Genomic DNA, 23,630 nt, shown 5'->3' on the forward strand with positions numbered 1-23,630 from the left:
CTTCTTAAAATTAAGTAGAATGCTTAAGAACAAGCCGTCTATTTCTTTCCAATTTCACTTGTACTAGTAATATCAATGCCGTTTAAAGCTTGTGTAGCAAGTCGATCTGCCTCGTTATTGTTCTTGCGTGCAATAAGCTGATACGTTGGTTGAATGGCGAGCTGCGCTAGCTTGGCATCAATTTTATCTGCCCAGCTTGCTAGCTCCTTCTCTAATGCTGGCCATTCCCCACTTAGCTGATTAATAACTACCTGTGAATCGCCTATAAAACGGACAGGCAGATGGTGAACATTTAATAACTCCAGCTCCACTAAGCCTAAATAAAGCGCTGCATATTCCGCCTCATTATTTGATTGAAGCTCCAATGAAAAGGCATTTTTTCGTAAACGATAGGACTTACCATTTTGCTCATAATAAATGGCACAGCCTAGTCCTGCCTGTCTTGTCCCACGGTCAAAGCCACCATCAAAATAAACCGTAATGTCATGTGGCTCACTATCTATTTCCTTTAAATACGCCTTTAATTCCTTTAACGACCAACTTGTAGCCTGCCGATCTATACAATGCAATAATTTGACTCTTCCTGTTTTCTCCATATCTTCTGCTAGTAAAAGTGCTTGAGCAGCAGGCATCTCTTCTGAACGTAAAACCGTTGTAGCTCCTTTTGGTGTTTTATAAGTCCATTCAATGACAACATCCATAAACATAGCCTCCAATATCAATTACGCCTCATGGTTCAGTAGACGTTTGGACACCCACTGAGCAGAAGGGAAAAGCATTCATTCCCTCTCCACAGAACATGGGCTCTTCTGTATCTGTTGCTGTCGCTTTGCTTTCGCACAAAAATATCTGCTGCTGTCGCTTTGCTTTCGATACAAAAAGAATTTGCTGAACCAAGATAAAGTGAAAACGTGCTCCGATTATTAGCGGATACACGTTTTCTTCTTACTTGTTATATATGCATTTTTTGCAACAATTATTCCTTATTGAAGCCCCTCATATAAACTTTGAATCGGTTTGATTAAAATGCGATTTACTTCCTCAATTACTTTGCTTAATGCCATTTCTGCTTCAAGCATCGCTGAAATTTTTTCATTTTGTTGTGCAAGTTGTGCTGCTTTTTGCGCATAGACAAGCTCATCTTCCAATAAATCCTCGCCTGCTAATTGTTTTTTCTGCAGCTCCATTTGGATTTTTCGGAAGTTTTTAAAGACATTTAATGCCTCTTCATCATTCTTCACAACTTCCACTGCTGCTTGTAAAGTTTCAAACTCAGAAGTTTTACGGAAAGTTGCCTCTAATGCATTAATGTCATTATAAATATTAATCATGTATACAATCTCCTTTTTAAATAAAGTAAACGATTAAACCTTGCACAATCCCAATCAATCCACCAAGAACTGCACCTAGTACCGTAATCATTTTAAATTCACGTTTAGAAATGCCTAATACAAGCTCCTCTAATTTTTCTACTGGGAAGGAATCAACCTGCTCTCGCACAACTTCTTGTAAATTTAAACGCTTAAGTACATCCTCTAGCTTTGCTTCTGCCTTACTAAAGCCCTTTTCAATGGCTTGTGGAATAACTTGGCGCTTTACCCACTCATTACCCTCAGGCCAGTAATAGGAAATAGGATGATTTAAACGCTCTGCAATGGCTAATTGCTCTTTTACATAGACTTGTAATTTCGCTAATAACGGTTCAAATTGGATATCCTGTAAAAAGTCCATTGCTGGTCGATCTTTTAGCTTTTCCAATTCCTGTGTAAATATTTTCGTTAGCAATGTTGTTGTACCCGGAGCCTGTAAAAACTTTATAAGCTCCCGTTGAACTTTTCCAACAAGTGAAGAGGAATCTCCTAAAAACATGCTAATCATGCCGCCAAGAGAGCCTTTTGTGGAGAGAAAGTCATCAATCATCGCCTTAATTGTCATTTCGCCTTCAGGTGATAAAAAATAATCCTCACCCTTCTCTAAAATATGACCAACAACTACAGGAATTTTAGCATCAATCGTTTGTTGAATATCAGCAGATAGCAGTGTGCGAATTGATTTTGTAGATAGTGTATTCTTCACTGATGCAAATTGTCCCTCTACAATCGCTTCTACTTTTTGCTCAATCGTTGCTGGCATATGCGCAAACCCAGCTAAGTTTAACCAATCCTGAATTGTTTTATCATTTGTAAAGATCGTTTCTTCCACCTTTGTCTGTACAAGATGCTCAAGCTTATCTTGCATATCCTTGGAGAAAAATTTCTTTCTAAAAGTTTCAGGTGTTAATAAGTAATTGACAACTGTTAAACCAAGCTGCCTCGCTAATTCATCACGTCTTTTCGGGATAAGGCCCGGTGTAAATGGTACGCGCCAATTTTTAATATATATTGCTTTATATGGACGAAAAAGCATTTTAATGGCTAAGTGATTGGTTACGCCACCAATGGCAGCACCAATAATTGCCATAAAAAGTAATGTTACTAGAAAATTATCCATTTGCATCCTCTCATTTCACTTGTATTCACGCTTGACGTATTTTGTCGTCTTCTGCATACATTATAGCAGAGCAATGATTTTCAACGAAATAAATACCCCTTTTAAAATGTAAAATATGAATAGTTGCAAAATTACTATTATCCCTGAATAATATGAACTACATATCGATAGAAAAGAGGTTTGATGATGATTCAGCATTTTAGCTTTAAACCATTATTTGAAAATACGCAGCTTCCCGGATGGACAATTTCCTTTTTTTATGAGCGAGAACGTTATACAGCAGAATATTTAAAGGATGGTATGATTCAATGGACAGGACCTATTCCACCCAACGAAGAACATGTAAAAAAAATGATTCATGACCTCATGCTATACCATGTTTATGATTAACAGCATAGGATTTAATGCAATGCATATAAGTACAAAGGAGCAGCCCTATAGATTGGATAGGACTGCTCCTTATTATTAGACAAAATAGTTTATTTAAAAAATCCACACACTATAGCACTTTTGAGATTTTTGACGTGTCATTTAATATAGGATGCACATGCTTTATTTCCTAAATAAACTATTTTTACTATATTTTTAAAATCATCATATAGCTATACTATTTTCAATTTATATGATATGTAAAGGTGGACATCTATTCAAAAAAGCTACTGAAAAACAGCGAAAAAAACGTTGTCAATATTTGTGTTTTCCTTGTAAATAATTTATGATTGAAACATCCAACAATTTTTTAAATCATAGGAGGTGTACACTTTGTTTACTTCCCTCATTCGGGCGGGGACAAAGGGATTATTTGGACGGAGACATATTGGAGATAACCATTAGGTTGGCGGCATTCGCCCTACTTATTATAATGACAGGATTTTTCGTTGCAACTGAATTTGCAATCGTTAAAGTAAGAGCTACCCGCATTGATCAATTGCTCGCAGAAGGGCATAAAAAAGCGAAAAATGCAAAACGTGTTGTTTCAGATTTAGACGAGTACTTATCTGCTTGTCAGCTAGGTATTACAATTACTGCACTTGGTTTAGGTTGGCTTGGTGAACCTACATTTGAAATTATTTTACACCCGGTGTTTGAATTTCTAAATTTAAGTGGTAGTATAACGTCTATCCTTTCATTCATACTTGCATTCTCACTCGTAACGTTTATGCATGTTGTTATTGGGGAGTTGGCGCCAAAAACATTAGCCATCCAAAAAGCAGAATTTGTTACATTAAACTTTTCTGGCGCATTAATTTTATTCCACAATATTACGTATCCCATCATTAAGCTATTAAATGGCTCTGCTCGTGCCTTAACTGGTCTTTTTGGCTTAAAAATGATGTCAGAATCAGAAGTAGCCCATACAGAGGAAGAGCTGCGTATGATTTTATCGGATAGTTTAAAAGGTGGAGAAATCAATAACGCAGAATATGAATATGTGAACAGTATTTTTGAGTTCTCAGATCGTCTTGCAAAGGAAATTATGGTTCCTCGAACTGAAATTGTCGGTATTGAAAAAGAGCTGACAATTAAAGAAGTGTTCGATTTAATGGGTGTTGAGCAGTATACTCGTTATCCAATTATTGATGGTGATAAAGACCATATTATTGGCTTGGTCAATATGAAGCACTTATTAACCGCTTACATTAAAGACCCTAAAAATGGCGATAAACCTGTTATTGATTATATGCAGCCTATTATTCGTGTAATGGAAACAACGCAAATTAACGATTTATTACTAAAAATTCAACGTGAACGTATTCATATGGCTATTTTAATGGATGAATATGGTGGAACATCTGGCTTAGTAACAATCGAAGATATTATCGAGGAAATTGTCGGCGATATTCAAGATGAATTCGATGAAGATGAAGTTCCAGAAGTACAAGAAATTGCAGAAAATCATTTTATTTTAGATGCTAAAATGCTGCTTGAAAATGTAAATGATATGCTTGGTACTGACATAGAAGATGATGATATTGATACGATTGGCGGTTGGTTTATGACAAAGCGCTTTGATGCTGTCGAAGGAGATAGCATTCAGGAGCAGGGTTATAAATTTATTGCCAAAGAATTAGATGGTCACCATATTTTATACTTAGAAGTTCTGAAATTGCCTGAAAGTGATTTATTAAATAAAATTGACACAGTAATTGACTAATGTGACTTTACCTTATTACCCTTATCGTGATACGATTATAAGCACACTTAGATGATTTAGGCTATAAAAATGGTTTTTCGCTCACACTCTATAAGGGTGGGAGCAAATACTGTCATAATAAATAGAAAACGACTCCCTTTCTCAAAGGGGGTCGTTTTCTAATGTTCGAAAGTTTTGTGAGGAGGAAACAATATGGAGCTTTATACAAATTTACGTCAAGGGGAAAAAGGCGCTTGGTTATCCATTGGTACATATTTAATCTTAAGTTCCATTAAGCTTACAATTGGCTATACTGGGACCTCTGAGGCATTAAAGGCAGATGGGTTAAATAATACTACAGATATTATTGCCTCTATCGCCGTATTGGTTGGCTTACGTATTGCACAAAGACCACCTGATTCCAATCACCAATATGGACATTTACGTGCCGAAACGGTTGCATCTTTAGTAGCATCCTTTATTATGCTTATTGTTGGCCTTCAAGTATTAATTAACTCGTTACAACACCTTTGGGAGCCTACAGGGACAACACCTTCTCTGTTAACAGCCTATGTCGCTATCGGCAGTGCTGCTGTAATGTATGTAGTATATCGCTATAATTTGGCACTCTCTAAGAAAATTAAAAGTGCCGCTGTGAAAGCAGCCGCCTTTGATAATCGTTCAGATGCACTTGTTAGTATTGGTACAGCCATTGGAATTTTTGGCGCAATTTTTGGCTTCCCTATTATTGATTCTTTAACAGCGCTTATTGTTGCTTTTTTAATTATCAAAACAGCTGTTGAAATTTTTTGGGAGGCTGTTCAAAGCCTTACAGATGCCTTTGATATTGAGGAAGTTGAAACATTATCTGTTTTAATTCAAAATGTAGATGGTGTTATGGAGCTTTTAGACTTTAAAGGACGTGCACATGGTAATATGTACTTCATTGATGTAACGGTTACTGTTGACCCTTATTTAAATGTATTTGAAAGTCATCGTATTACAGAGGAAATTGAACATACCATTATGCGTGAAAACCGTTTTTGCCAGGTTCTTGTCCATATTGAACCATATATTGAAGCAATCCCTCCGCAAAACAATGATAAGTCTCCTACCCATTAAGTGGTAGGGGACTTTTTATTATTTAATCGCAATATAAATATCTACCTGTGCCTTTTGAGGATTTGTGCATCGTTCATCATAAACCTCAAAGTCGCCAGTATAAGTTCGCTCTACTTCAGCGCTTGCAAACCATGCCCAAATATCTTGCCATGTCTGAATAACAATCTCTGGTATTGTACCCGTTTGAGAAGTGAATACAGCATACTTAGCTGCCGGTATTGTTTTTAATACCATACCTGCAGGAGCCTCATTTGTATTGGACACCTCTACACCAAGTGTAATTGTATAATCCCCATTAACATCTGTTGCATAGTCTGAATATAAGCCATAAATCGTTGCATTATGCCGATTAGCAATTTGACCAATTATATTTTGCTGATAAAAGTCTGTCCATAGCTGCGAAATTTTAGCTTGTGCTGTTATTTCCTGAGCATTACTTGTTTCCTCCGCAATTCCCATAATATAAAATGCAGGTCGTTCTACTACTTTTGGCTCTGATGATTTATTTTTTCTCCAGCGCTTTAAATCTGGCAACACAGCTACTAGCATATGACGTGCTTCCTTTTCAGCCATGCCATTGTCCTTTAAATATGGTACACAAATTTCTACCATCTCTTCAATTGTTATAGTTGGCTGTGTAAACTCGCCTTCCTGATAGCAATATCGACAATAATCCTTATTGATACTGCCTCCTTTTTCAGTTCCTAATAATGCCTCAGTCGTTAATGGCATACTACAGCTTTGACAATAGCTTTGCATCATTACCTCCACCCTTCACTTTATTTATTCCTACTATAGCGAAGGAAACCTGACAGCTGTCTGTCAGCAATTATTTGGATTTTTATATAAATGGAGAATTTCTTGTGCGCGCTGTTGGATAATCTCTTGTAAATAGAGTGGCTCAATGATTTTTATACGATGACCAAAGCTAAGCAAAAAGCCATAAAGCCACTCATCCTCTGGTATCTCTATTGAGATGATGGCATGCTCATGATCGATATGCTCAGCCCCAAATGATTCCTCGACAAGTGTTGTGATAGCTCTGTCAAAAGAAATGACCAAATTAACCGTATTTTCTGGCTGATGCCATTCTGTACTCCATGGTAGCTCAGATAAATGTACTTCCTTGCGTTCAAAGGTCATCAGTTGCTGCTGTAAATTTTTTATTCTTGCAAGTTTAAATAGACGAAAATCTTGTCTTAATGTGCAATAGCCATATAAATACCATACCCGCCCCTTGTGTACTAATGTATGTGGCTCAACAAAGCGATTGGTTAGCTTACCATGTGTAGTTGAGTAGCTAAAACTTACATATTGACCATTTTTAATAGCTGCTTTTAATAATGTAAGCTGCTTCTTAAAAAGAGAATTTGGTCCCCATGGACTTAAGTCTATTAATAGATGCTCCATAGATTGTTTACTATCATCATCTGCAATGCTTGTTAATTTTTCAAGGACTGCCTCTGCATGTAAATCCTCATACCCCGTCAATGCACTTTTAATGGCTATCGATAATGATGTAAGCTCATCCTTCGTTAAAACTTGCTTATCCATACGATAGCCCTCCATTAAATAAATACCACCATTCACCCCTTGCTGGCTTATAACAGGAATCCCCGCACAACTAAGTGTGTCAATATCTCGATAGATTGTACGAACAGATACATTAAATAGCTCTGCTAACTCTTGTGCCTTAATTTTTTTACGATTTACTAAAATCATCGTCATTGTCAGCAATCGTTCTAATTTCATGGTGGAGCTCCTTTCTATATATATTTCATTATGCCTATCATTGTTCATATCTTAATTCCTAATACATTGTCCATTTAAGTATTGTTTAAGTTTTATTTAAGTCAAATGTACTATAATACGCCTAGTAAATTATTACAATATAAGATAAATAATACTTGTTATTAATACTATCTAATATGTTTTTGCTACATCCATGCTGTTTTATTTTTTATAAGAATTGTTTAATCATTATAACTGCAACTAGATGTTACATGATAGTTATACAATTCTTTCAATTCTCTTAACATAATCTATAGATTATTTTTGGCGATGCCATTCATCATACAGAATATTTTAAGACTCCCTAGAATAACTTGGCGCTCGTCTATAATAAATATCCTTTCATTGAAGTCAATTTTTTAACAAAAAAAATAAATAATTTTCTATTTTCATGCTTTTTCCTTATCTAGAAAAAGACTTCTCAACCAAAATAAGCTAGAGTTTAATAGTTTTCAATTTAATTGTAAAAAGGAGAGTTTGATATGATTCGAGCCATTTTACTAGATAATGAACCTTTAGCTTTACATTATTTTCAAAATAAACTACAAGCCTTTCAACAAATACAGGTCATTCAAGCCTTTACAAGTGTGGAGTCATTTTTGAATGAACTACCAATGATAGAGTTTGACGTTATATTTTTAGAGGTAAAGCTACAAGAACTTTCTGGACTTGAAATAGCTGATATTGTTAAAACAGATCGCCCCTATATAAGCATTGTATTTATTACTTCCTATCAGGAATTTGCATTACAAGCCTATGAAATTGGAGGTCTTGATTACTTATTAAAACCTATTAATCATACACGTTTAGCAAAAACAGTAGCCCGTATTGAACATGAATTCTCGATTCAGCAAATGCTACAGCAAAATACTCATACTATACTTAATGTACAATGCTTTGATCAATTTGCTGTTTATAGCAATAATCGCTTAGTTCCATTTAAAACAGAAAAAACAAAGGAATTATTTGCTTATTTTATTTTGCATCCTAATATACCAATTCATAGAGATTATTTAATTGAAATTTTATGGCCAGAGTTAGACTATGTACGAGCTAAATCCAATCTTCATACGGCACTCTCATATTTAAGAAAAGCTTTAAATACGATCGGCTATGATAACTGTATTATTTTTTCAAATAAATATTATATTTTTGAAAAACCAAATATTCTATGTGATTTATACGATTTCCAAAAATTTCATGAGGAATTTACAAAATTGAAATCTCCGCCTATTTCATTGATTCATCAATGTCTTGCTATTTATAAAAATGGCTTGTTTGTATATGATGATTATGAGTGGGCTACTACTTATAAAGATAAATTAACAAAATCATACATAGAGTTATTAGAAAAAGGATTTCAAATAACCGTCTTTTCTGACACGGAAAAAGCCATGGATTTTTTAAATAGATTATTAGAGTATGACCCCTATAATGAGCAAAAGCTTGAGCACTATTTATATACATTAATCCAGGCAGGGCTTCATAAGCAGGCATATGAGGTTTTTCAAACATATCGACAAAAATTAAAGGAAGATTTAGCGTTAGCACCAAGCTCTACATTATTAGAAATATCTAAAAAATTATTTGCACAGCATAAATAGCATCATATAAAAACGACGGGCTACTACACATTTGTAGAAACTCGCCGTTGCCGTGTTAAATGCCGCTACCTTCTGTTAGACCGTGCTTAACAGCATATAATGCTGCTTGTGTTCGGTCTTGTACTTGGAGCTTTGTAAAAATATTTGAAATATGTGTTTTCACCGTTTTTTCTGTTACAAACAATGAAGCCGCAATTTCACGATTACTTTTTCCTTTTGTTAGCTCAGCCAATACGTCCTGTTCACGTGGTGTCAGCGGATTTAATAAATGTGGGGCATTTTGAGATTCTTGGCGCTCCATTTCAAGCGTTGTTGTGGCGTCAGGATGTAATGTATTTTCGCCACGCATAATACGACGAATCGCTAAGACTAATTCATCAGGCTCAATATCCTTTAATTGATAGCCTGCTGCCCCAGCCTCCATTGCTGGCACTACATGATCTCGATCAGAAAAGCTTGTTAGCATTAAAATTTCAATTTGCGGAAATCTTGCTTTAATGCGTTTTGTAGCCTGAATACCATCCATTTCAGGCATCACTAAATCCATTAGAATAATATCTGGTTGAATGCTTTCTGCCAAAGCTACAGCTTCATGCCCATTTTTTGCCTCTCCCACAACTTCAATATCCTTTTGTGTCTTTAAAAAAAACAATAGTCCTCGACGCACCACATGATGATCGTCTGCAATTAATACACGTATCATGTCCTCTCCCCCTTAATACGGCAAGCGGATTAGCAGTTCCGTGCCCTTGCCAAGCTCACTTACCCAATCAGCAGTGCCACCCACTGATTTTGCACGATCTTTAATGGATTGTAAGCCCATTGATAATAACTTTATATTGTTATCAATAACAAAGCCTCGTCCCTCATCACGAATAACAAGTAAAATATCTGTTGATGTCACCGTAATATACAATGCCGCTTCTAGCACACCTGCATGACGGCGCACATTATTGAGTGCCTCTTGCGCTACACGAAATAATGTTTCTTCAATACGTGAGGGAAATTGCAGTACACCTGAAACAGTAATATGCAATTTTAAGCCAAGCATCTCAGCATATACTTTAATCGCTTCCAATAAGCCATTTTCTAAGCCCTTTGGTCGCAGTTGCCAAATAAGTGCACGCATTTCTGTTAGGGCATCCTGTGTCAATTGCTGTATTTCCTTAAATGTTTCTTTAATATCGCTATCCTCTGTCATTTCAATTCCTGCTCTTGCGGTTAATGTTACAGAAAATAATAGCTGATTAACAGAATCATGTAAGTCACGTGCTAGACGGTTACGCTCCTTAACAAGTGCCATTTCCTGCTCTTGCTTTGTCAGTAAAATACGCTTAATGGCAGAGCCCATTTGAAACGCCACTGATTCCAATAAGGCTAGCTCCTCCTCTGAAAAGCGCACCGTATCCTTCGATGCAACATTTAAGACACCAAAACGCTCTTGTCCAGATTGCAAAGGCACTGTTGCGTGATGGGTAATGCCTGCATGATCCCCAACCTTTGCAGCTATAGCACTTTCAATACGCTGACATTCAATAATATTAGAAGCTTTTTTCAGCTCCTCATTTCGATAGCGGGATACACACCAGCAGCCACCCTTTTTTAAATAATGACAATGATTATATTCCAATGCCTCTGGTAGATTTTCATGAACAACTAGCTCTGAGCGTCCCTTTGCATCAATAAAAAATATCCAGCCTGTTTCAAAATTTGTACCATTTAAAAATTTAATAAGTGCACCTTTCAGCATTGTCACAATTTCAGTTTCTTCATTTAATAGCTCAGCAATTTCCTTTAAAATACTAATATTGGAATGCTCATTTTCTTTCACGAAAACACCTCTTCTTTAGCATGACTACTATTTATCATACCATTAAGAGATTTGAAACGTCTGTATCAGCCATTCATACTTTAGACTGAAATTCACCTTTTAAGGCTATAACTTATTTTACGTAAGTTCATTTACATCTAAAACTGGAACAACTATAATCATACAAGTACATAGTTTGATGAAGGGGAGAACTTATATGTCCAAAAAAGAGGAAAATGGCTTATTATTTATTTGGATTGTTTCAGTTGTAGCGACACTTGGCTCACTATATTTTTCTGAAATTCGCCATTATGAGCCCTGTAAAATGTGTTGGATACAGCGCATTTTTATGTATCCTATTGTCATTATCTCAACGGTGGCATTAATCCAGAAAAATGCTCGTATTGCTGTAACAACAGCTATTTTTTCTGTAATTGGTGGTTGTATTTCACTCTACCATTACGGCATTCAAAAGCTTAGTTTTTTAGCTGAAAATGCCCCTTCCTGCGGTGCTGTTTCTTGTACTGGTCAATATATTAACTGGCTCGGCTTTATTACTATTCCATTTTTAGCATTAGCTGCATTTATTTTAATTGCAGGTGCAAGCTTCTATTTAATCAAGGCTTCAAAAGCTACAAAATAATTAAAAGACCGTGTTCTACCAATGGAATGCGGTCTTTTCTATGGAGGTAAATCAATGTTTCTTTATGAAATTGTTGAAGATAACGTAAGTATTGAAGAACTGCTACGTAATCATTGGCGACTTGGCAAAAAGCTTGTCCATGAATTACGCATGGCTAAGACGGTCACATTAGCAAATGATGAGCTTATTCAATGGCAAGCACCTTTACCAAAAGGAACGATGCTTAAATTTACATTTCCTATGACAGCATCTAACTATAAGCCAACGCCTGTTTGTGCAATTGATATCGTCTATGAGGACGACCATTGTTTAATCGTATCGAAGCCAAAGGGCATGTCAACACATCCTAACGATGCCCATGATACACATACTTGTATGAACCATGTTATGGCACATATTAAGGAGCAAGGTGGTATTTATGCAGAGCATGTCCATCGTCTTGATAAAGGAACACAGGGCTTATTACTTGTTGCAAAGCATCCACTAGCAAAATCTATTTTTGACAGAATGATTGAGGAAAAATCCATTATTCGTATGTACGCAGCAGAGGTACAAGGAAATATACGTGGGGCATCTGGCACAATTGCTGAGCCTATTGGGAAGGATCGTCATCATGCTACAAGACGTGTTGTATCTAAAAATGGGCAGCACGCTGTAACACATTACGAAGTTGTTGCACGCTATAAAAATTCCTGTGTTGTCCACCTTATTTTAGAAACAGGTCGAACACATCAAATTCGTGTTCACTTATCCTATATTGGTCATCCAATTATTGGTGATACAATGTATGGCGCAAGAGAAACAGCAAGCAGTGATTATGAACTTCATGCGATTCAATTAGAATTTGAGCATCCATTTTTAAATAAACGGATTATTGTTAAAGATAAGCAATAAGCAAACAATCCCGCTTCTCAGTTAGAGAGCGGGATTATTTATCACTAAAAATCAAATTTAAAATGATCTGGATGTTGCCCAAAACGTTGATCACGATTTAATGTAGCTATTTTAGCCATCTGCGCTTCGGTTAATGCAAAGTCAAAGATTTGTGCATTTTCCTCGATTCGGCTAGGTGTCACTGATTTAGGTATAACAAGGGTATCATTTTGTAAATGCCAGCGGAGTACGACTTGTGCAGCAGTTTTTCTTAGTTCCTGCCCTATTTCCACAATTGTAGGGTCATTTAGTACACCACCACGACCAAGCGGTGACCATGCTGTCACTGCAATTTGCTGCTCCTTGCAAAATGCACTTAATGCTTGCTGCTGTAAATAAGGGTGTAATTCCACTTGATTAACCATTGGCGCTGTATTTGCCTTTGCCAATATTTTTTCTAAATGATGCTCATGATGATTTGATACACCTGTTGCACGAATTAATTTCTCGTCGTATAGACGTTCAATCGCTCGATATGTTTCTTCAAATGTTTCTGGAACAGCCCAATGTGTTAAATATAAATCCAAATAATCCATATTTAATTTTTTCAGTGATACCTCAAAAGCATGTAATGTTGCATCATAGCCTTGGTCACTATTCCATACTTTTGTTGTCACAAAAATATCCTCGCGTGGAATGCCTGAATAGCGAATCGCTTCTCCTACCTCTGCTTCGTTGCCATATAAAGATGCTGTATCAATAGCACGATAACCAAATTTTAATGCTGTATCAATTGCCTGTAATGTTTCCTCACGCTCTGTCATTTTATATACACCTAAGCCAAATCGAGGCATTTCTACACCATTTGCTAATGTTTTTGTCGATTGTAAATGCAAAAATCACAACCCCTTTCTTTTCCTAGTACCATTATACAAAAAATTGGATTTAAGAAAAATAAAGAAGTTTTTTACTTATCTTTTTTCAGTTCAGCATCATCCAATTGAATAGGGTCAGCAATTCGCTCATCCTCAGCAAGCTCTAAGCCATCTCGTAAATGCTCCATTTGTTTACCTAAATCTTTTAATTCCTTCATATCCCTTGCCATTGTTCCATTCTCAATATTTGGTACCTTTTTCTCCATCATCATCACCTCATTGCTAGTTTTCCCGTTATCGCTACGTTTGAACCATTTCCGCCATATTTTATTCAGCTATGTCGTTTCATTTTTATAGTAGATAGGCTATACTAAAAAGAGATTTCTTTATAACATGAGGAGGGTACTTCCATGAAATTAATATTAATTATTGGTGTAACATTTGCTTTCTTATCAGCTATCTTCACTGCCGGCTACGAAGGCGACTACAAAGCTGACAAATAAGAGCACAAGAAACTCACTAAGCCTACGATAAGGTTTAGTGAGTTTCTTATTTTTTATGAAACAATAGCGCTCCTTGACTTTCTTTTATTTTTCTATTAATATAACTTACATAAAGTAACTAAATAAACAAAGATAACTTAAGTCTGGAGGCTTACTCTATGCATTTTCATCAAAAACCTAACATATATGTTACAAACGTTGAAATAAAGGTAAGTGATCTACAACGCTCCTTACAGTATTATCAAGAAGTAATCGGCTTTCAAATTTTGCAACAAGAAGCCTATCAAGCAACTTTAACAGCAGATGGACAAACAGCATTATTAACACTTATTCAGCCTGAAATAGTAGAAGAAAAAGTAGGTCAAACCACTGGCTTATATCACTTTGCTCTACTATTACCGAGCCGCCGTGATTTAGCCAACATTATTAATCATTTTCATCAAAAGAGCGTATACTTTGGAGCTTCTGATCATCATGTCAGTGAAGCACTTTACTTAAATGATCCTGATGGTAATGGTATTGAAGTATATGCAGATCGTTCTGAGCATGAATGGCTATGGCATTTTAATGAGGTGTATATGGTAACGGAGCCGCTTCATATTCGTTCTATCTTAGCAGAAGGTGATGGTCACTGGAATGGGCTACCTGCTAACACCGTAATGGGGCATATTCATTTATCTGTTGCTAATTTAATGGAAGCTGAACAGTTTTATACAAAGGGATTAGGGTTTACTATTGTAGCACGCTATGGCACACAAGCATTGTTTATTTCTACGGGACGCTATCACCACCATATTGGCTTAAATACTTGGCAATCAGCAAATGCACCAAAGCTCGGTGTAAATCAGATCGGTTTAAAAACATTTTCATTGCAGTTAACTAATGAGGAGCAAGCCGCAACAATAAAAGCAAATCTTCAGACACTTGGCGCACCTGTTATAGAGCTAGAAAAAGGGCTCCAAACAGAGGACCCTGCTGGTAATGTAGTGTTATTAAAATTCTAAATTAAAAGCCGTCCTCCCATGATGGAGAACGGCTTTCGTTTAGTGTAATCCTGGATAACCTTGTTGACGCAATGCCTCATAAATAACGATTGCTGCCGTATTGGATAGATTCAATGAACGCACATGCTCACTTTGCGGAATACGCAAGCACATATCTCGGCGTTCATAGGCAAAGTCCTTTGGCAAGCCTGTTGTTTCCTTTCCAAACATAAAGTAAATATCACGATGCTGGTTGCTAAAATCATGTGTGGTAAATGGTTCCTCGCTATATGTTTCAATTAAATAAACATCACCATTTTTCGAGAATTCGATAAAGTCCTCTAATGAGTCATGATAGACAACATTGACACTATGCCAGTAATCTAACCCTGCACGCTTTAGCATTTTATCGTCTGTGGAAAAACCAAGTGGACGAATTAAATGCAATGATGTATTTGTACCAGCACAAGTACGGGCAATATTTCCTGTATTTGCGGGGATTTCTGGTTGATATAAAACGATATGCAATGGCATAACGGTACACTTCCTTATTAAAAATTTCTTTGAATGGCATTTCATTTTGGTTTTATGAGCGATTCTCCCCAGACTTGAGCGATTCCACTCCAACATTAACAAAAAACTGTAAGCCTTTATGAATTTCTGCAAGTACCTCTTCATCTTGCTCTGTCGCTTCTGCTTCAAACAGGGCAGCTTGTGCTTGTTCCCCACCTATTTTGCCTAAAGCCCATGCTGCTGTACCTCGAATAACGGGCCGTTCATCTTTTTGAAGCAAGGCAATTAAATCTGGCACGGCAGCCTCCTCTTTAAAATGAGCAAGTGCTAGAATCGCATTGCGTTGAATAGGCTTTTTCCCCCGCCATGAGCCTGAAACATGACCAAAGCTTTCCTTAAATGCTCGATTAGAAATTGTTAAAAGGGGCGTTAGCAATGGCTTTGCAAGCTCTGGATCTGGCTGAAATTCCTCATGAATCCAGTTAACCTTTCCTTTATTTTTAGGACATACCGTTTGACATGTATCACAGCCATATAAACGATTACCAATATGACTCCGAAACTCATCTGGAAGCATTCCCTTCGTCTGCGTTAAAAAGGCAATACAGCGCTGGGCATCTAGCTGTCCTCCCTCAATTAATGCTCCTGTTGGACATACATCTAAGCATAAACGGCAATCCCCACATTCATCCTCCATCGGCTGATCTGGTGCAAAAGGAATATTTGTAATAAGCTCTCCTAAATAGACGTAGGAGCCGAATTCAGGGGTAATAATCGAGCAGTTTTTGCCGCTCCAGCCTATTCCTGCTCGTTCTGCTACTGCTCTATCTACAAGAGCACCCGTATCTACCATTGATTGAATGCGTACACCTTCAACGCGGTCCTCAAGCCATGCAGATAATAGCGCCAAGCGCTCACGTAATGCTGTATGATAATCGACACCCCAAGAAGCACGGCAAAATATCCCACGTCTTGCACCCTTTTTACCTCTAGGTGCATTTTGCATACGTGAAGGATAGGCAACAGCTATCGCCACAATGCTCTCTGCTTCATCTAATAATTGAAGGGGTTCGGTACGTTTTTCAATATCACTTTCCTCAAAACCTGATTGATAGCCAAGCTCTTGCTGACGACGCAATCGATTTTTTAATTCTGTAAAGGGAGCTGCTGTCGTAAAACCTATTTTATCAACGCCAATGGACATCGCATATGCCACAAAATCACGTTGTAGGTCATGTATGTTCATTTTATTTCCAACTCCTTACATGGTACAATAGTAAAAATAGATAAAGTAGGTGATGTTTTTGGAAATTTCGATTAATCAAGCTCTTTTAGCACAACATCCTGAGCTAAAAATCGGCATTATCCATTATACCAAAATTGTTGTGGCAGAATCGCCTCAAATGATTAAAGGTCGTATACAATTGTATCAGGAAAATCTCTTTCTAGAAATGCAGAACCAGCCTGTAACTCAGCGTGAAGGGATTGCAGAATGGCGACAGCTATGGAAAAAGCTTGGGGCTGATCCAAATCGCTATCGTCACTCAGCAGAAAGCTTAATGCGCCGAGTTAGTAAACAAAATTATTTAACACCTTTTCATTCAGGTGTTGATATCAATAATTTCTTCTCATTACAATACGAGATTCCTATTGGTCTCTATGATATAGCACAACTAAAAGGGAATGTGGAAATAGCTCTAGGTGATGAAGAAACTGGCTATGAAGGCTTAAATGGTCGCTTTAATTCATTAAAAAACATTCTCTACAGTCATGATGACATCGGAGCATTTGGCTCACCTTTTGTTGATTCTAAACGTACAGCCGTTTCAGAGGGCACAACTGAGGCATTACATATTTTTTACTTACGACCATCCTTGTCAGCTGAAGCAGCGAATGAGCTTCTTGCAGTGGCAGGTAAAATGTTTCGTCAAATTCATGGCGGTGATTATCAAATCGCCCTCTTATCAAATGATGCACCATCCACAACACTATAAAAGGACGTGTTTTCATGATTAATCTTGCAGAAGCTGTAAAACTAAAAAGTATTTTAGGCAAGAAAATTCAAGAGCTTGTTGAGGAATTACATCGCAGCGCTTTTGTTACAGTAGAAAAAGGACAAGCACCTAAAACAAGTAATCGTGCCCTAGCCATTATTGAAGCGGAGTTAGCACAAGTTCGCCGAGATGCCCGTACATTAGATCGTTTAGTCTATGAAGCAAATATTCAAAACTTTGTAGATTTTAAGGGCGAGCAGCTAGCATTAGTGGAAGCCATTGAGCTAGCAACACAGCTACGTGCTGAGGCAGAGCTCTGTAAAGGCTTTAGCATGCGCGAAAAAGAAAGCGTACGACTTGGCTATGGTGAAAATACGGTGCTTTATGACATCGCCATGTATGAGCCTGACGTATATCGGGAGCGTGCAATTCAGCTTGAAAAAGATGCACATAAGCTATCTAATCTAATTAATGCTAAAAACTATAGTATACAGCTTAGCTTTGATGATTCTCGTTATTTCTAAGCTCGGGGCGGTGAGACTCCAAACCGAGTTGGATGTGCTGTTTTCAACCTTAGCTATGGAAAACCAATAACAAGTGACCTGTTACTGTATGACCAATGACTACTCACCAACCATAGGCAATGGCCATACTCAACCAACTTGGAAAATTATTTGAAAACGCCATCCAAAGGCTCTCTTACATCTTGCATGTAGGAGAGCTTTTTATTTTATGTCTAATTTGCCCCAATAACGGACAATATAGAATTATCTATAAAGAAAGAGGGGCATATTATGACAAAGCACAATGATTCAGCACATGAGCAAGATACAACATTGACAAACAGACAAGGGCATCCCGTCACAAACAATCAAAATCTACGAACAGTGGGTAATCGTGGCCCTGCAACACTTGAAAATTATGATTTCCTAGAAAAAATGAGTCATTTTGACCGTGAAAGAATTCCAGAGCGAGTCGTGCATGCTCGTGGTGCTGGCGCACATGGTTATTTTGAAACCTATGGCACTGTGGGCGATGAGCCAATTTCTAAATATACACGTGCAAAGGTTTTTCAGGATAAAGGAAAGCAAACACCTGTCTTTGTGCGCTTTTCTACGGTTATTCATGGTGGTCATTCCCCCGAAACATTACGGGACCCACGAGGCTTTGCTGTAAAGTTTTATACAGAGGATGGCAACTGGGATTTAGTCGGCAATAATTTAAAAATCTTCTTTATTCGTGATGCGCTCAAATTCCCAGATATGATTCATGCCTTTAAGCCTGACCCTATTACAAATATCCAAAATGTGGAACGCTTTTTTGATTTTTGTGCCAGCTCACCAGAAACCTTCCATATGGTAACATTCGTCTACTCGCCTTGGGGCATTCCAGCAAATTATCGCATGATGCAGGGCTCTGGTGTTAATACGTACAAATGGGTGAATCATGAAGGAAAAGCCGTTCTTGTGAAATATCATTGGGAGCCGCTTCAAGGTATTAAAAATTTAACACAAAAAGAAGCAGAAGAAATTCAACAAAAAAACTTTAATCATGCTACACAGGATTTATATGATGCCATTGAACGTGGAGAATATCCTGAATGGGAGCTATATGTGCAAATTATGGAGGATGGTCCACATCCTGAGCTTGATTTCGATCCATTGGATGATACAAAGCTTTGGCCAAATGATCAATTCCCATGGTATCCTGTTGGCAAAATGGTGTTGAATAAAAACCCTGAAGATTATTTCGCTGAGGTAGAGCAGGCAACTTTCGGCACTGGTGTACTTGTCGATGGCTTGGATTTTTCAGATGATAAAATGCTGCAAGGTCGCACGTTTTCTTATTCAGATACACAGCGTCATCGCGTAGGCGCAAACTATTTACAGCTACCAATTAATGCACCGAAAAAGCGTGTCGCAACAAATCAAAGCGGTGGACAAATGATGTATAAACGCGATCTAGCACCTGGGCAAAATCCACATATTAATTATGAGCCTTCGATGTTAAATGGCTTAAAAGAAGCTACACAAGCTGGGAAAGAATATACACCATATGTAGAAGGAAACCTTGTGCGTGAGTCCATTGATCGTCAAAGCAATACAAAGCAAGCTGGGGAAACTTATCGCAACTTTGAGCAATGGGAGCGCGATGAGCTACTCGCAAATTTAATACGTGATTTATCGGTTTGCCATGAGAACATTCAAAATGCCATGATTGCTCTGGCAGAAGAAGCCGATGAAGAATACGGTCGCCTATTGAAGGAAGGATTGCATAAAGCTCGCAAAAATTCCAGCGCTTCAAAGCCACTTGGCAATACGAATGGTAATCAAGCCCCCCAAGACGCTGTTAATAAAGGGCATGATGCTGAGCCTTATTAAAGATAATGAATACTATCCGCTAATTGAAGGTGTTCTCCTTTGATTAGCGGATTTTATATTGATTAATTTCAATGTTGCATTGATTTCTATCCGTCACTTTTAAGATTCTATCCACCAATTTAGCCATAAACCCCAGGTAAAATTTTCAATACTTTCTCCTGCGTGTCTAAAATAGCATCTGCTCCTAATGGAATGGCGATATTTGTTGTTTCATGTCCAATTTTAAACCCTGCCATCACTGGAATAGTCAAATCTCCAAAGTATTCTTGCATTACTATATGTAATGCTGCTTTATCTGCATCTGTCTGTGTAAAGGAGCCAATTACAACACCTGCTAGCTGTTCTAGCTTCCTTGCTTGTTTTAATTGCTGCAGCATTGCATCGATTTTAGGAATTGTTTCTCCGCTCTCCTCCAGCAATAAAATTTTGCCATCCGTGCATACCTCAAATTTAGTCCCTAATGTGTTAACAAGTCGTTGCAGATTCCCACCAATTAGTTCTCCACGTGCAATACCCTCTGCAATTACTGTTAAAGGGGAAATTGCCTCTGTATACTGAATTTCCATTGGTGAAAATAGCTGGAAAAACATTTTCTTTGATAAGTCATCCAGCTTACTAGCTGTTATTAGCATAGGTCCATGGAATGTTACTAAATTGGCGTACTCATTAATTGCACAATGCAAATATGTTACATCCGAAAATCCCCAGAAAATTTTAGGATTTTCCTCTAATAGAGCATAATCAATTTTTTCAGCAATTCGTGCGCAGCCGTAGCCTCCAGCTATACAAAAGATCGCCTTCACCTGTGGATTTTTCACCATCTCATGGAAATCTGCTAATCTCATGTCATCATTACCTGCTAAATAATGGTGCTGTGTATAAATAGTATCACCGACAATATAGCGAAGACCTAACTCATCTAAAAAAGATAGTGCGTTTCCTAGTTTTTCGGGCTCTACAGCGCTAGATAGAGCAACAACACCTACTAAATCGCCCTTTTGTAAATGTGGTACGGTCGTTTTCATATAAACTCCTCCTACTGTTCTCCCTACAATAAATAAGCAAAGACTTCAGCGATAAGAAGCCTTTGCCCTTTTATAGTTATTTTGTTCCCCCATAAATAACCGTAACATTTGGATGCGTTACTAATTGGCTTGCTGGGAAATCTTCTGTAATCACGCCGCTTTTCAATTTTTCAATAGCATCTAGCTTTTTCTCACCAAAGGCAATTAAAACAATTTCCTTTGCCTTCATAATGGATTGAATACCCATTGTAATGGCATGTGTTGGCACTTCAGAAGGATCATCAAAGTAAATCGCATTTTCTGTTTTTGTGGATTCTGTCAATTCAACAATATTAGTCATAGAATCAAACGGAGTGCCTGGTTCATTAAAGCCAATATGACCATTCACGCCTATCCCAAGAAGCTGTAAATCAATGCCTCCTGCTGCTTCAATACTAGCATCATAAGCCGCACATTCAGCAGCTAAATCCTTTGCCTTACCATTCGGTAAATGGATATTTTGAGGCTGAATATCTACTAAATTAAATAAATTCTTATGCATAAATGTCCAATAGCTCGCTGGACTTGTATGATCAAGCCCCACATACTCATCTAAATTAAAAGTTTGTACATCCTTAAAGGATAATTGTCCTGCTTGATGCTGTGATACTAGCTCTTTATACATGCCTACAGGTGAACCGCCCGTTGCTAACCCTAAAACACTGTTTGGCTTCGCCTGAATTTGCTTAGAAAAAATATTTGCAGCAACTTCACTCATTTCCTCATATGTATTAACTTCTATCCATTTCATATTATTTCTCATATATACCTTCCTGACGTTTATTGTTTTAACTAAAATAGGTAACAATAGCTAATATATTAATTTTACAAGTTATTTAATTATTTTTCTATTATTTACTTTCAAATATTATGCGTGTATTCTCAAGTTATTTCGGTTATGTTATTAATAAGGAAGTGAGGCGATTTGATGAATACACAGATTCAACAATATTTACAGCATATTCGATTTCAAGGAACTTTAGAGCCAACAATACAATTACTTGGACAATTGCAAACTCGACATTTGCTGACGATTCCTTATGAAAATTTAGATGTTGTGTTAAAACATAGTATCTCCTTCGCCATTCCTGATTTATTTCAAAAAATTATTATTGAACGACGTGGCGGTAATTGTTTCGAGCTGAATATTTTATTTAGCTGGCTTTTGCGGGAGCTTGGCTTTTCGGTAACGAATCGCTATGCACAATTTTGGCGTAATGTAACAGAAAATACACCTCCTGAAGAAATCCCAATGCATCAGCTATTACTAGTAAAGAATGCTGGACAATCTTATATTTCAGATGTAGGTGTTGGTGCTTTAGCGCCATGTAAGCCTGTACCATTAGTTGCTGGCTATCAGCACCGAGAAGGCAGAGAACTCTATAAAATTGAGTATGATGAGGCAAATGGCTGGATGCTTTTTGAGCAAATGAAGCATCATTGGCGTTTACTGTACAGCTTTCATAATGATGCAAATGATGCGAAATTCGCACCACGACTATCCAAACAAAAAAATAAAATTGCGATGATTCGAACACCTTATGGCCGTCATACAATGTTCAACAATGAATTTAGAATCTATGAAGGGCAATCCCTTACAACCTATACAACACAAACCGATCAAGAATGGCTCCAAGCGCTTCAGCGTTTTTTTCATATCTCCTTACAGCAATAAAAAAGGGGCTCCAATAATTTTGAAGCCCTCTAAAAATATTACTTTAGCGTGCGATCAAGCAGCTCATAAACGACCTTGTCATTATGTAGCATCTTCACTAAACCGACATTATCTACATAATAATAAGTATCCACACCATCCGTATAAATTGATGTTATTTCAAAAGCGATTGCACCTGTATATTGCACTTCACCAGCTTGCACTGTATCATTCGTTGATTTAACCGTTATGCGTGAACCCATAGTAACTTTCGGTTCATCCTCATGTTCAATAACCCCTATTCTAAGTGGTGTTTGAATGTATAAATCATAATGTGAAGCATAATCATCATCAGTAACCAAAGCTTCACCATATACGTCAATACCATTATATAAAAGCTCATCATAAACGCGTTTTCCCGTATTTGCATCAATAACTGTCCAAACATCATTTTTGCCATCAAAATGATCGTATTCATAATTTAACGTATGGCGTTTATGATCACCTAGCGAATAGTAATTATACGTGTAAATAAAGCGACGATCTTTTGCTAGGTTTGGCTTCGCCAGCGTCATCGCTCGCGCTAAAAAGGCTGAAAAATGCGCACGTGTTAACGGTTGATTTGGTTTAAATGACCTATCACTATAGCCCTTGACGATATGATTATGAGCGACTACTAAAATCGCCTGATAGCCTGGCGTCTGCTTCGTCACATCTGTAAAATAATAATGCGAGTCATTCCCCTTTAACTGAAAGGCTCTTTGCAATACAATCGCCATTTCTCCTCTCGAAAGTGTTGCATTCGGTTTAAAATTTGGAGCTGCTTTAAAAATGCCCGCATTTTGTACTGCCGCAATTTCTTTATAATATTTATGAGTAGTTGGTACATCCCGATAATTTGGATTTTCTATCTCCACTGTATTTAACCCTAATGCACGTGTTAACATAACCGCAACCTGTGCTCTCGTGACATAGTCATTTGGCTTAAATATATTATTTGGATAGCCCTCTATAATACCTTGCTCCACTAAATAGTCAATTTCTGTCGACAATGTTTCATCTGTTAAATCTCGAAAACTTGCTGCCTGTGCTTCCTTTGGTAGAAAAACAACCAGTAGTACAAGCAAACAAGCCACCTTCAAAATATTCTTCATATTCTCCCTCCTCTACAATTACTCTTTACCCCAATGACATAG

The 23,630-nt window shown here is 37.3% G+C and carries 25 protein-coding genes; 11 read left to right on the forward strand and 14 right to left on the reverse strand.

Annotated features, from left to right (window positions below; translation table 11 throughout):
* Positions 1-38: 38 nt before the first annotated feature.
* From MHB42_RS16160 to MHB42_RS16170, 3 genes are all read right to left on the reverse strand, one after another.
* Positions 39-701 (reverse strand): ribonuclease H family protein, encoded by a 663-nt coding sequence (locus tag MHB42_RS16160; RefSeq protein ID WP_340807455.1) that lies wholly within the window; start codon positions 699-701, stop codon positions 39-41.
* Between the two features lie 282 nt (positions 702-983).
* The gene (locus MHB42_RS16165) at positions 984-1,331 is read right to left on the reverse strand and encodes a YlbF family regulator (protein WP_340807456.1); all 348 of its coding nucleotides are present in this window, start codon (positions 1,329-1,331) and stop codon (positions 984-986) included.
* A 16-nt stretch (positions 1,332-1,347) separates the two neighbouring features.
* Complete coding sequence (locus tag MHB42_RS16170) at positions 1,348-2,490, reverse strand: DUF445 domain-containing protein (protein ID WP_340807457.1); 1,143 nt, start codon at positions 2,488-2,490, stop codon at positions 1,348-1,350.
* Positions 2,491-2,676: 186 nt separating this feature from the next.
* Between MHB42_RS16170 and MHB42_RS16175 the strand changes: the two genes are divergently transcribed.
* The 3 genes from MHB42_RS16175 (at position 2,677) to MHB42_RS16185 (ending at position 5,746) form a co-directional block, all read left to right on the forward strand.
* A complete protein-coding gene (locus MHB42_RS16175) occupies positions 2,677-2,880 on the forward strand; it encodes a YheE family protein (RefSeq protein WP_340808619.1) in 204 nt (67 codons plus the stop codon).
* A gap of 445 nt (positions 2,881-3,325) precedes the next feature.
* Complete coding sequence (locus MHB42_RS16180) at positions 3,326-4,645, forward strand: hemolysin family protein (protein ID WP_340808620.1); 1,320 nt, start codon at positions 3,326-3,328, stop codon at positions 4,643-4,645.
* Positions 4,646-4,837: 192 nt separating this feature from the next.
* Entirely contained in the window at positions 4,838-5,746 is a 909-nt protein-coding gene (locus MHB42_RS16185; protein WP_340807458.1) for a cation diffusion facilitator family transporter, read from the forward strand.
* A gap of 18 nt (positions 5,747-5,764) precedes the next feature.
* Here the strand turns inward: MHB42_RS16185 and MHB42_RS16190 are convergent, their stop codons facing one another.
* Together MHB42_RS16190 and MHB42_RS16195 are read right to left on the reverse strand one after the other, a co-directional pair.
* A complete protein-coding gene (locus tag MHB42_RS16190) occupies positions 5,765-6,508 on the reverse strand; it encodes an effector binding domain-containing protein (RefSeq protein WP_340807460.1) in 744 nt (247 codons plus the stop codon).
* Between the two features lie 60 nt (positions 6,509-6,568).
* A complete protein-coding gene (locus tag MHB42_RS16195; RefSeq protein ID WP_340807461.1) occupies positions 6,569-7,498 on the reverse strand; it encodes a helix-turn-helix transcriptional regulator in 930 nt (309 codons plus the stop codon).
* Positions 7,499-8,019: 521 nt separating this feature from the next.
* Here MHB42_RS16195 and MHB42_RS16200 point away from each other — a divergent pair.
* Positions 8,020-9,141, forward strand: a complete 1,122-nt coding sequence (locus MHB42_RS16200) for a response regulator (RefSeq protein WP_340807462.1) — start codon at positions 8,020-8,022, stop codon at positions 9,139-9,141.
* Between the two features lie 55 nt (positions 9,142-9,196).
* Here MHB42_RS16200 and MHB42_RS16205 read toward each other — a convergent pair whose 3' ends face one another.
* Both MHB42_RS16205 and MHB42_RS16210 read right to left on the reverse strand, forming a co-directional pair.
* Positions 9,197-9,844 carry a response regulator transcription factor gene (locus MHB42_RS16205; protein ID WP_340807463.1) on the reverse strand — a complete coding sequence of 216 codons (648 nt, stop codon included), beginning with the start codon at positions 9,842-9,844 and terminating at the stop codon, positions 9,197-9,199.
* A gap of 12 nt (positions 9,845-9,856) precedes the next feature.
* Complete coding sequence (locus MHB42_RS16210) at positions 9,857-10,972, reverse strand: GAF domain-containing sensor histidine kinase (RefSeq protein WP_340807464.1); 1,116 nt, start codon at positions 10,970-10,972, stop codon at positions 9,857-9,859.
* A 196-nt stretch (positions 10,973-11,168) separates the two neighbouring features.
* Here MHB42_RS16210 and MHB42_RS16215 point away from each other — a divergent pair, with 196 nt between their 5' ends.
* On the forward strand, positions 11,169-11,594 hold the full coding sequence (locus tag MHB42_RS16215; RefSeq protein ID WP_340807466.1) for a disulfide oxidoreductase: 426 nt from the start codon (positions 11,169-11,171) through the stop codon (positions 11,592-11,594).
* Positions 11,595-11,648: 54 nt separating this feature from the next.
* Positions 11,649-12,488, forward strand: a complete 840-nt coding sequence (locus tag MHB42_RS16220; RefSeq protein ID WP_340807467.1) for an RluA family pseudouridine synthase — start codon at positions 11,649-11,651, stop codon at positions 12,486-12,488.
* Positions 12,489-12,532: 44 nt separating this feature from the next.
* On the opposite strand, the gene MHB42_RS16225 is transcribed toward MHB42_RS16220, so the two are convergent.
* Together MHB42_RS16225 and MHB42_RS16230 are read right to left on the reverse strand one after the other, a co-directional pair.
* Positions 12,533-13,363: an aldo/keto reductase gene (locus MHB42_RS16225; protein WP_340807469.1), complete on the reverse strand. Its 831-nt coding sequence runs from the start codon at positions 13,361-13,363 to the stop codon at positions 12,533-12,535.
* Positions 13,364-13,434: 71 nt separating this feature from the next.
* Positions 13,435-13,614 carry a hypothetical protein gene (locus MHB42_RS16230; protein ID WP_340808654.1) on the reverse strand — a complete coding sequence of 60 codons (180 nt, stop codon included), beginning with the start codon at positions 13,612-13,614 and terminating at the stop codon, positions 13,435-13,437.
* Positions 13,615-14,003: 389 nt separating this feature from the next.
* Between MHB42_RS16230 and MHB42_RS16235 the strand changes: the two genes are divergently transcribed.
* A complete protein-coding gene (locus tag MHB42_RS16235) occupies positions 14,004-14,849 on the forward strand; it encodes a VOC family protein (protein ID WP_340807470.1) in 846 nt (281 codons plus the stop codon).
* Positions 14,850-14,888: 39 nt separating this feature from the next.
* Here the strand turns inward: MHB42_RS16235 and trmL are convergent, their stop codons facing one another.
* Together trmL and queG are read right to left on the reverse strand one after the other, a co-directional pair.
* Entirely contained in the window at positions 14,889-15,407 is a 519-nt protein-coding gene (gene trmL / locus MHB42_RS16240; RefSeq protein WP_402894563.1) for a tRNA (uridine(34)/cytosine(34)/5-carboxymethylaminomethyluridine(34)-2'-O)-methyltransferase TrmL, read from the reverse strand.
* Between the two features lie 7 nt (positions 15,408-15,414).
* On the reverse strand, positions 15,415-16,587 hold the full coding sequence (gene queG / locus MHB42_RS16245; RefSeq protein WP_340807473.1) for a tRNA epoxyqueuosine(34) reductase QueG: 1,173 nt from the start codon (positions 16,585-16,587) through the stop codon (positions 15,415-15,417).
* A 58-nt stretch (positions 16,588-16,645) separates the two neighbouring features.
* Here queG and MHB42_RS16250 point away from each other — a divergent pair, with 58 nt between their 5' ends.
* The 3 genes from MHB42_RS16250 (at position 16,646) to MHB42_RS16260 (ending at position 19,716) form a co-directional block, all read left to right on the forward strand.
* The gene (locus MHB42_RS16250; RefSeq protein WP_340807474.1) at positions 16,646-17,335 is read left to right on the forward strand and encodes a B3/B4 domain-containing protein; all 690 of its coding nucleotides are present in this window, start codon (positions 16,646-16,648) and stop codon (positions 17,333-17,335) included.
* 14 nt (positions 17,336-17,349) lie between these two features.
* The gene (locus MHB42_RS16255) at positions 17,350-17,859 is read left to right on the forward strand and encodes a hypothetical protein (RefSeq protein WP_340807475.1); all 510 of its coding nucleotides are present in this window, start codon (positions 17,350-17,352) and stop codon (positions 17,857-17,859) included.
* A 270-nt stretch (positions 17,860-18,129) separates the two neighbouring features.
* Positions 18,130-19,716 (forward strand): catalase, encoded by a 1,587-nt coding sequence (locus MHB42_RS16260; protein ID WP_340807476.1) that lies wholly within the window; start codon positions 18,130-18,132, stop codon positions 19,714-19,716.
* Between the two features lie 119 nt (positions 19,717-19,835).
* On the opposite strand, the gene MHB42_RS16265 is transcribed toward MHB42_RS16260, so the two are convergent.
* The gene (locus MHB42_RS16265) at positions 19,836-20,741 is read right to left on the reverse strand and encodes a S66 peptidase family protein (RefSeq protein ID WP_340807477.1); all 906 of its coding nucleotides are present in this window, start codon (positions 20,739-20,741) and stop codon (positions 19,836-19,838) included.
* Positions 20,742-20,817: 76 nt separating this feature from the next.
* Positions 20,818-21,531, reverse strand: coding sequence for a glucosamine-6-phosphate deaminase (gene nagB, locus MHB42_RS16270; RefSeq protein ID WP_340808621.1), 714 nt, complete (start codon positions 21,529-21,531; stop codon positions 20,818-20,820).
* Positions 21,532-21,708: 177 nt separating this feature from the next.
* Between nagB and MHB42_RS16275 the strand changes: the two genes are divergently transcribed.
* On the forward strand, positions 21,709-22,455 hold the full coding sequence (locus tag MHB42_RS16275) for an arylamine N-acetyltransferase family protein (RefSeq protein ID WP_340807478.1): 747 nt from the start codon (positions 21,709-21,711) through the stop codon (positions 22,453-22,455).
* A 38-nt stretch (positions 22,456-22,493) separates the two neighbouring features.
* On the opposite strand, the gene MHB42_RS16280 is transcribed toward MHB42_RS16275, so the two are convergent.
* Positions 22,494-23,588: an S-layer homology domain-containing protein gene (locus MHB42_RS16280; protein ID WP_340807479.1), complete on the reverse strand. Its 1,095-nt coding sequence runs from the start codon at positions 23,586-23,588 to the stop codon at positions 22,494-22,496.
* Positions 23,589-23,630: the final 42 nt, after the last annotated feature.

This window comes from Lysinibacillus sp. FSL K6-0232, assembly GCF_038008325.1.
In the GTDB taxonomy this organism is placed as follows: Bacteria; Bacillota; Bacilli; order Bacillales_A; family Planococcaceae; genus Lysinibacillus.

Coding starts and splice junctions, on each gene's coding strand:
- MHB42_RS16160 (WP_340807455.1), bottom strand. CDS start 701: ATGGATGTTGTCATTGAATGGACTTATAAAACACCAAAAGGAGCTACA.
- MHB42_RS16165 (WP_340807456.1), bottom strand. CDS start 1,331: ATGATTAATATTTATAATGACATTAATGCATTAGAGGCAACTTTCCGT.
- MHB42_RS16170 (WP_340807457.1), bottom strand. CDS start 2,490: ATGGATAATTTTCTAGTAACATTACTTTTTATGGCAATTATTGGTGCT.
- MHB42_RS16175 (WP_340808619.1), top strand. CDS start 2,677: ATGATTCAGCATTTTAGCTTTAAACCATTATTTGAAAATACGCAGCTT.
- MHB42_RS16185 (WP_340807458.1), top strand. CDS start 4,838: ATGGAGCTTTATACAAATTTACGTCAAGGGGAAAAAGGCGCTTGGTTA.
- MHB42_RS16190 (WP_340807460.1), bottom strand. CDS start 6,508: ATGATGCAAAGCTATTGTCAAAGCTGTAGTATGCCATTAACGACTGAG.
- MHB42_RS16195 (WP_340807461.1), bottom strand. CDS start 7,498: ATGAAATTAGAACGATTGCTGACAATGACGATGATTTTAGTAAATCGT.
- MHB42_RS16200 (WP_340807462.1), top strand. CDS start 8,020: ATGATTCGAGCCATTTTACTAGATAATGAACCTTTAGCTTTACATTAT.
- MHB42_RS16205 (WP_340807463.1), bottom strand. CDS start 9,844: ATGATACGTGTATTAATTGCAGACGATCATCATGTGGTGCGTCGAGGA.
- MHB42_RS16215 (WP_340807466.1), top strand. CDS start 11,169: ATGTCCAAAAAAGAGGAAAATGGCTTATTATTTATTTGGATTGTTTCA.
- MHB42_RS16220 (WP_340807467.1), top strand. CDS start 11,649: ATGTTTCTTTATGAAATTGTTGAAGATAACGTAAGTATTGAAGAACTG.
- MHB42_RS16230 (WP_340808654.1), bottom strand. CDS start 13,614: ATGATGATGGAGAAAAAGGTACCAAATATTGAGAATGGAACAATGGCA.
- MHB42_RS16235 (WP_340807470.1), top strand. CDS start 14,004: ATGCATTTTCATCAAAAACCTAACATATATGTTACAAACGTTGAAATA.
- trmL (WP_402894563.1), bottom strand. CDS start 15,407: ATGAAATGCCATTCAAAGAAATTTTTAATAAGGAAGTGTACCGTTATG.
- queG (WP_340807473.1), bottom strand. CDS start 16,587: ATGAACATACATGACCTACAACGTGATTTTGTGGCATATGCGATGTCC.
- MHB42_RS16255 (WP_340807475.1), top strand. CDS start 17,350: ATGATTAATCTTGCAGAAGCTGTAAAACTAAAAAGTATTTTAGGCAAG.
- MHB42_RS16260 (WP_340807476.1), top strand. CDS start 18,130: ATGACAAAGCACAATGATTCAGCACATGAGCAAGATACAACATTGACA.
- MHB42_RS16265 (WP_340807477.1), bottom strand. CDS start 20,741: ATGAAAACGACCGTACCACATTTACAAAAGGGCGATTTAGTAGGTGTT.
- nagB (WP_340808621.1), bottom strand. CDS start 21,531: ATGAAATGGATAGAAGTTAATACATATGAGGAAATGAGTGAAGTTGCT.
- MHB42_RS16275 (WP_340807478.1), top strand. CDS start 21,709: ATGAATACACAGATTCAACAATATTTACAGCATATTCGATTTCAAGGA.
- MHB42_RS16280 (WP_340807479.1), bottom strand. CDS start 23,588: ATGAAGAATATTTTGAAGGTGGCTTGTTTGCTTGTACTACTGGTTGTT.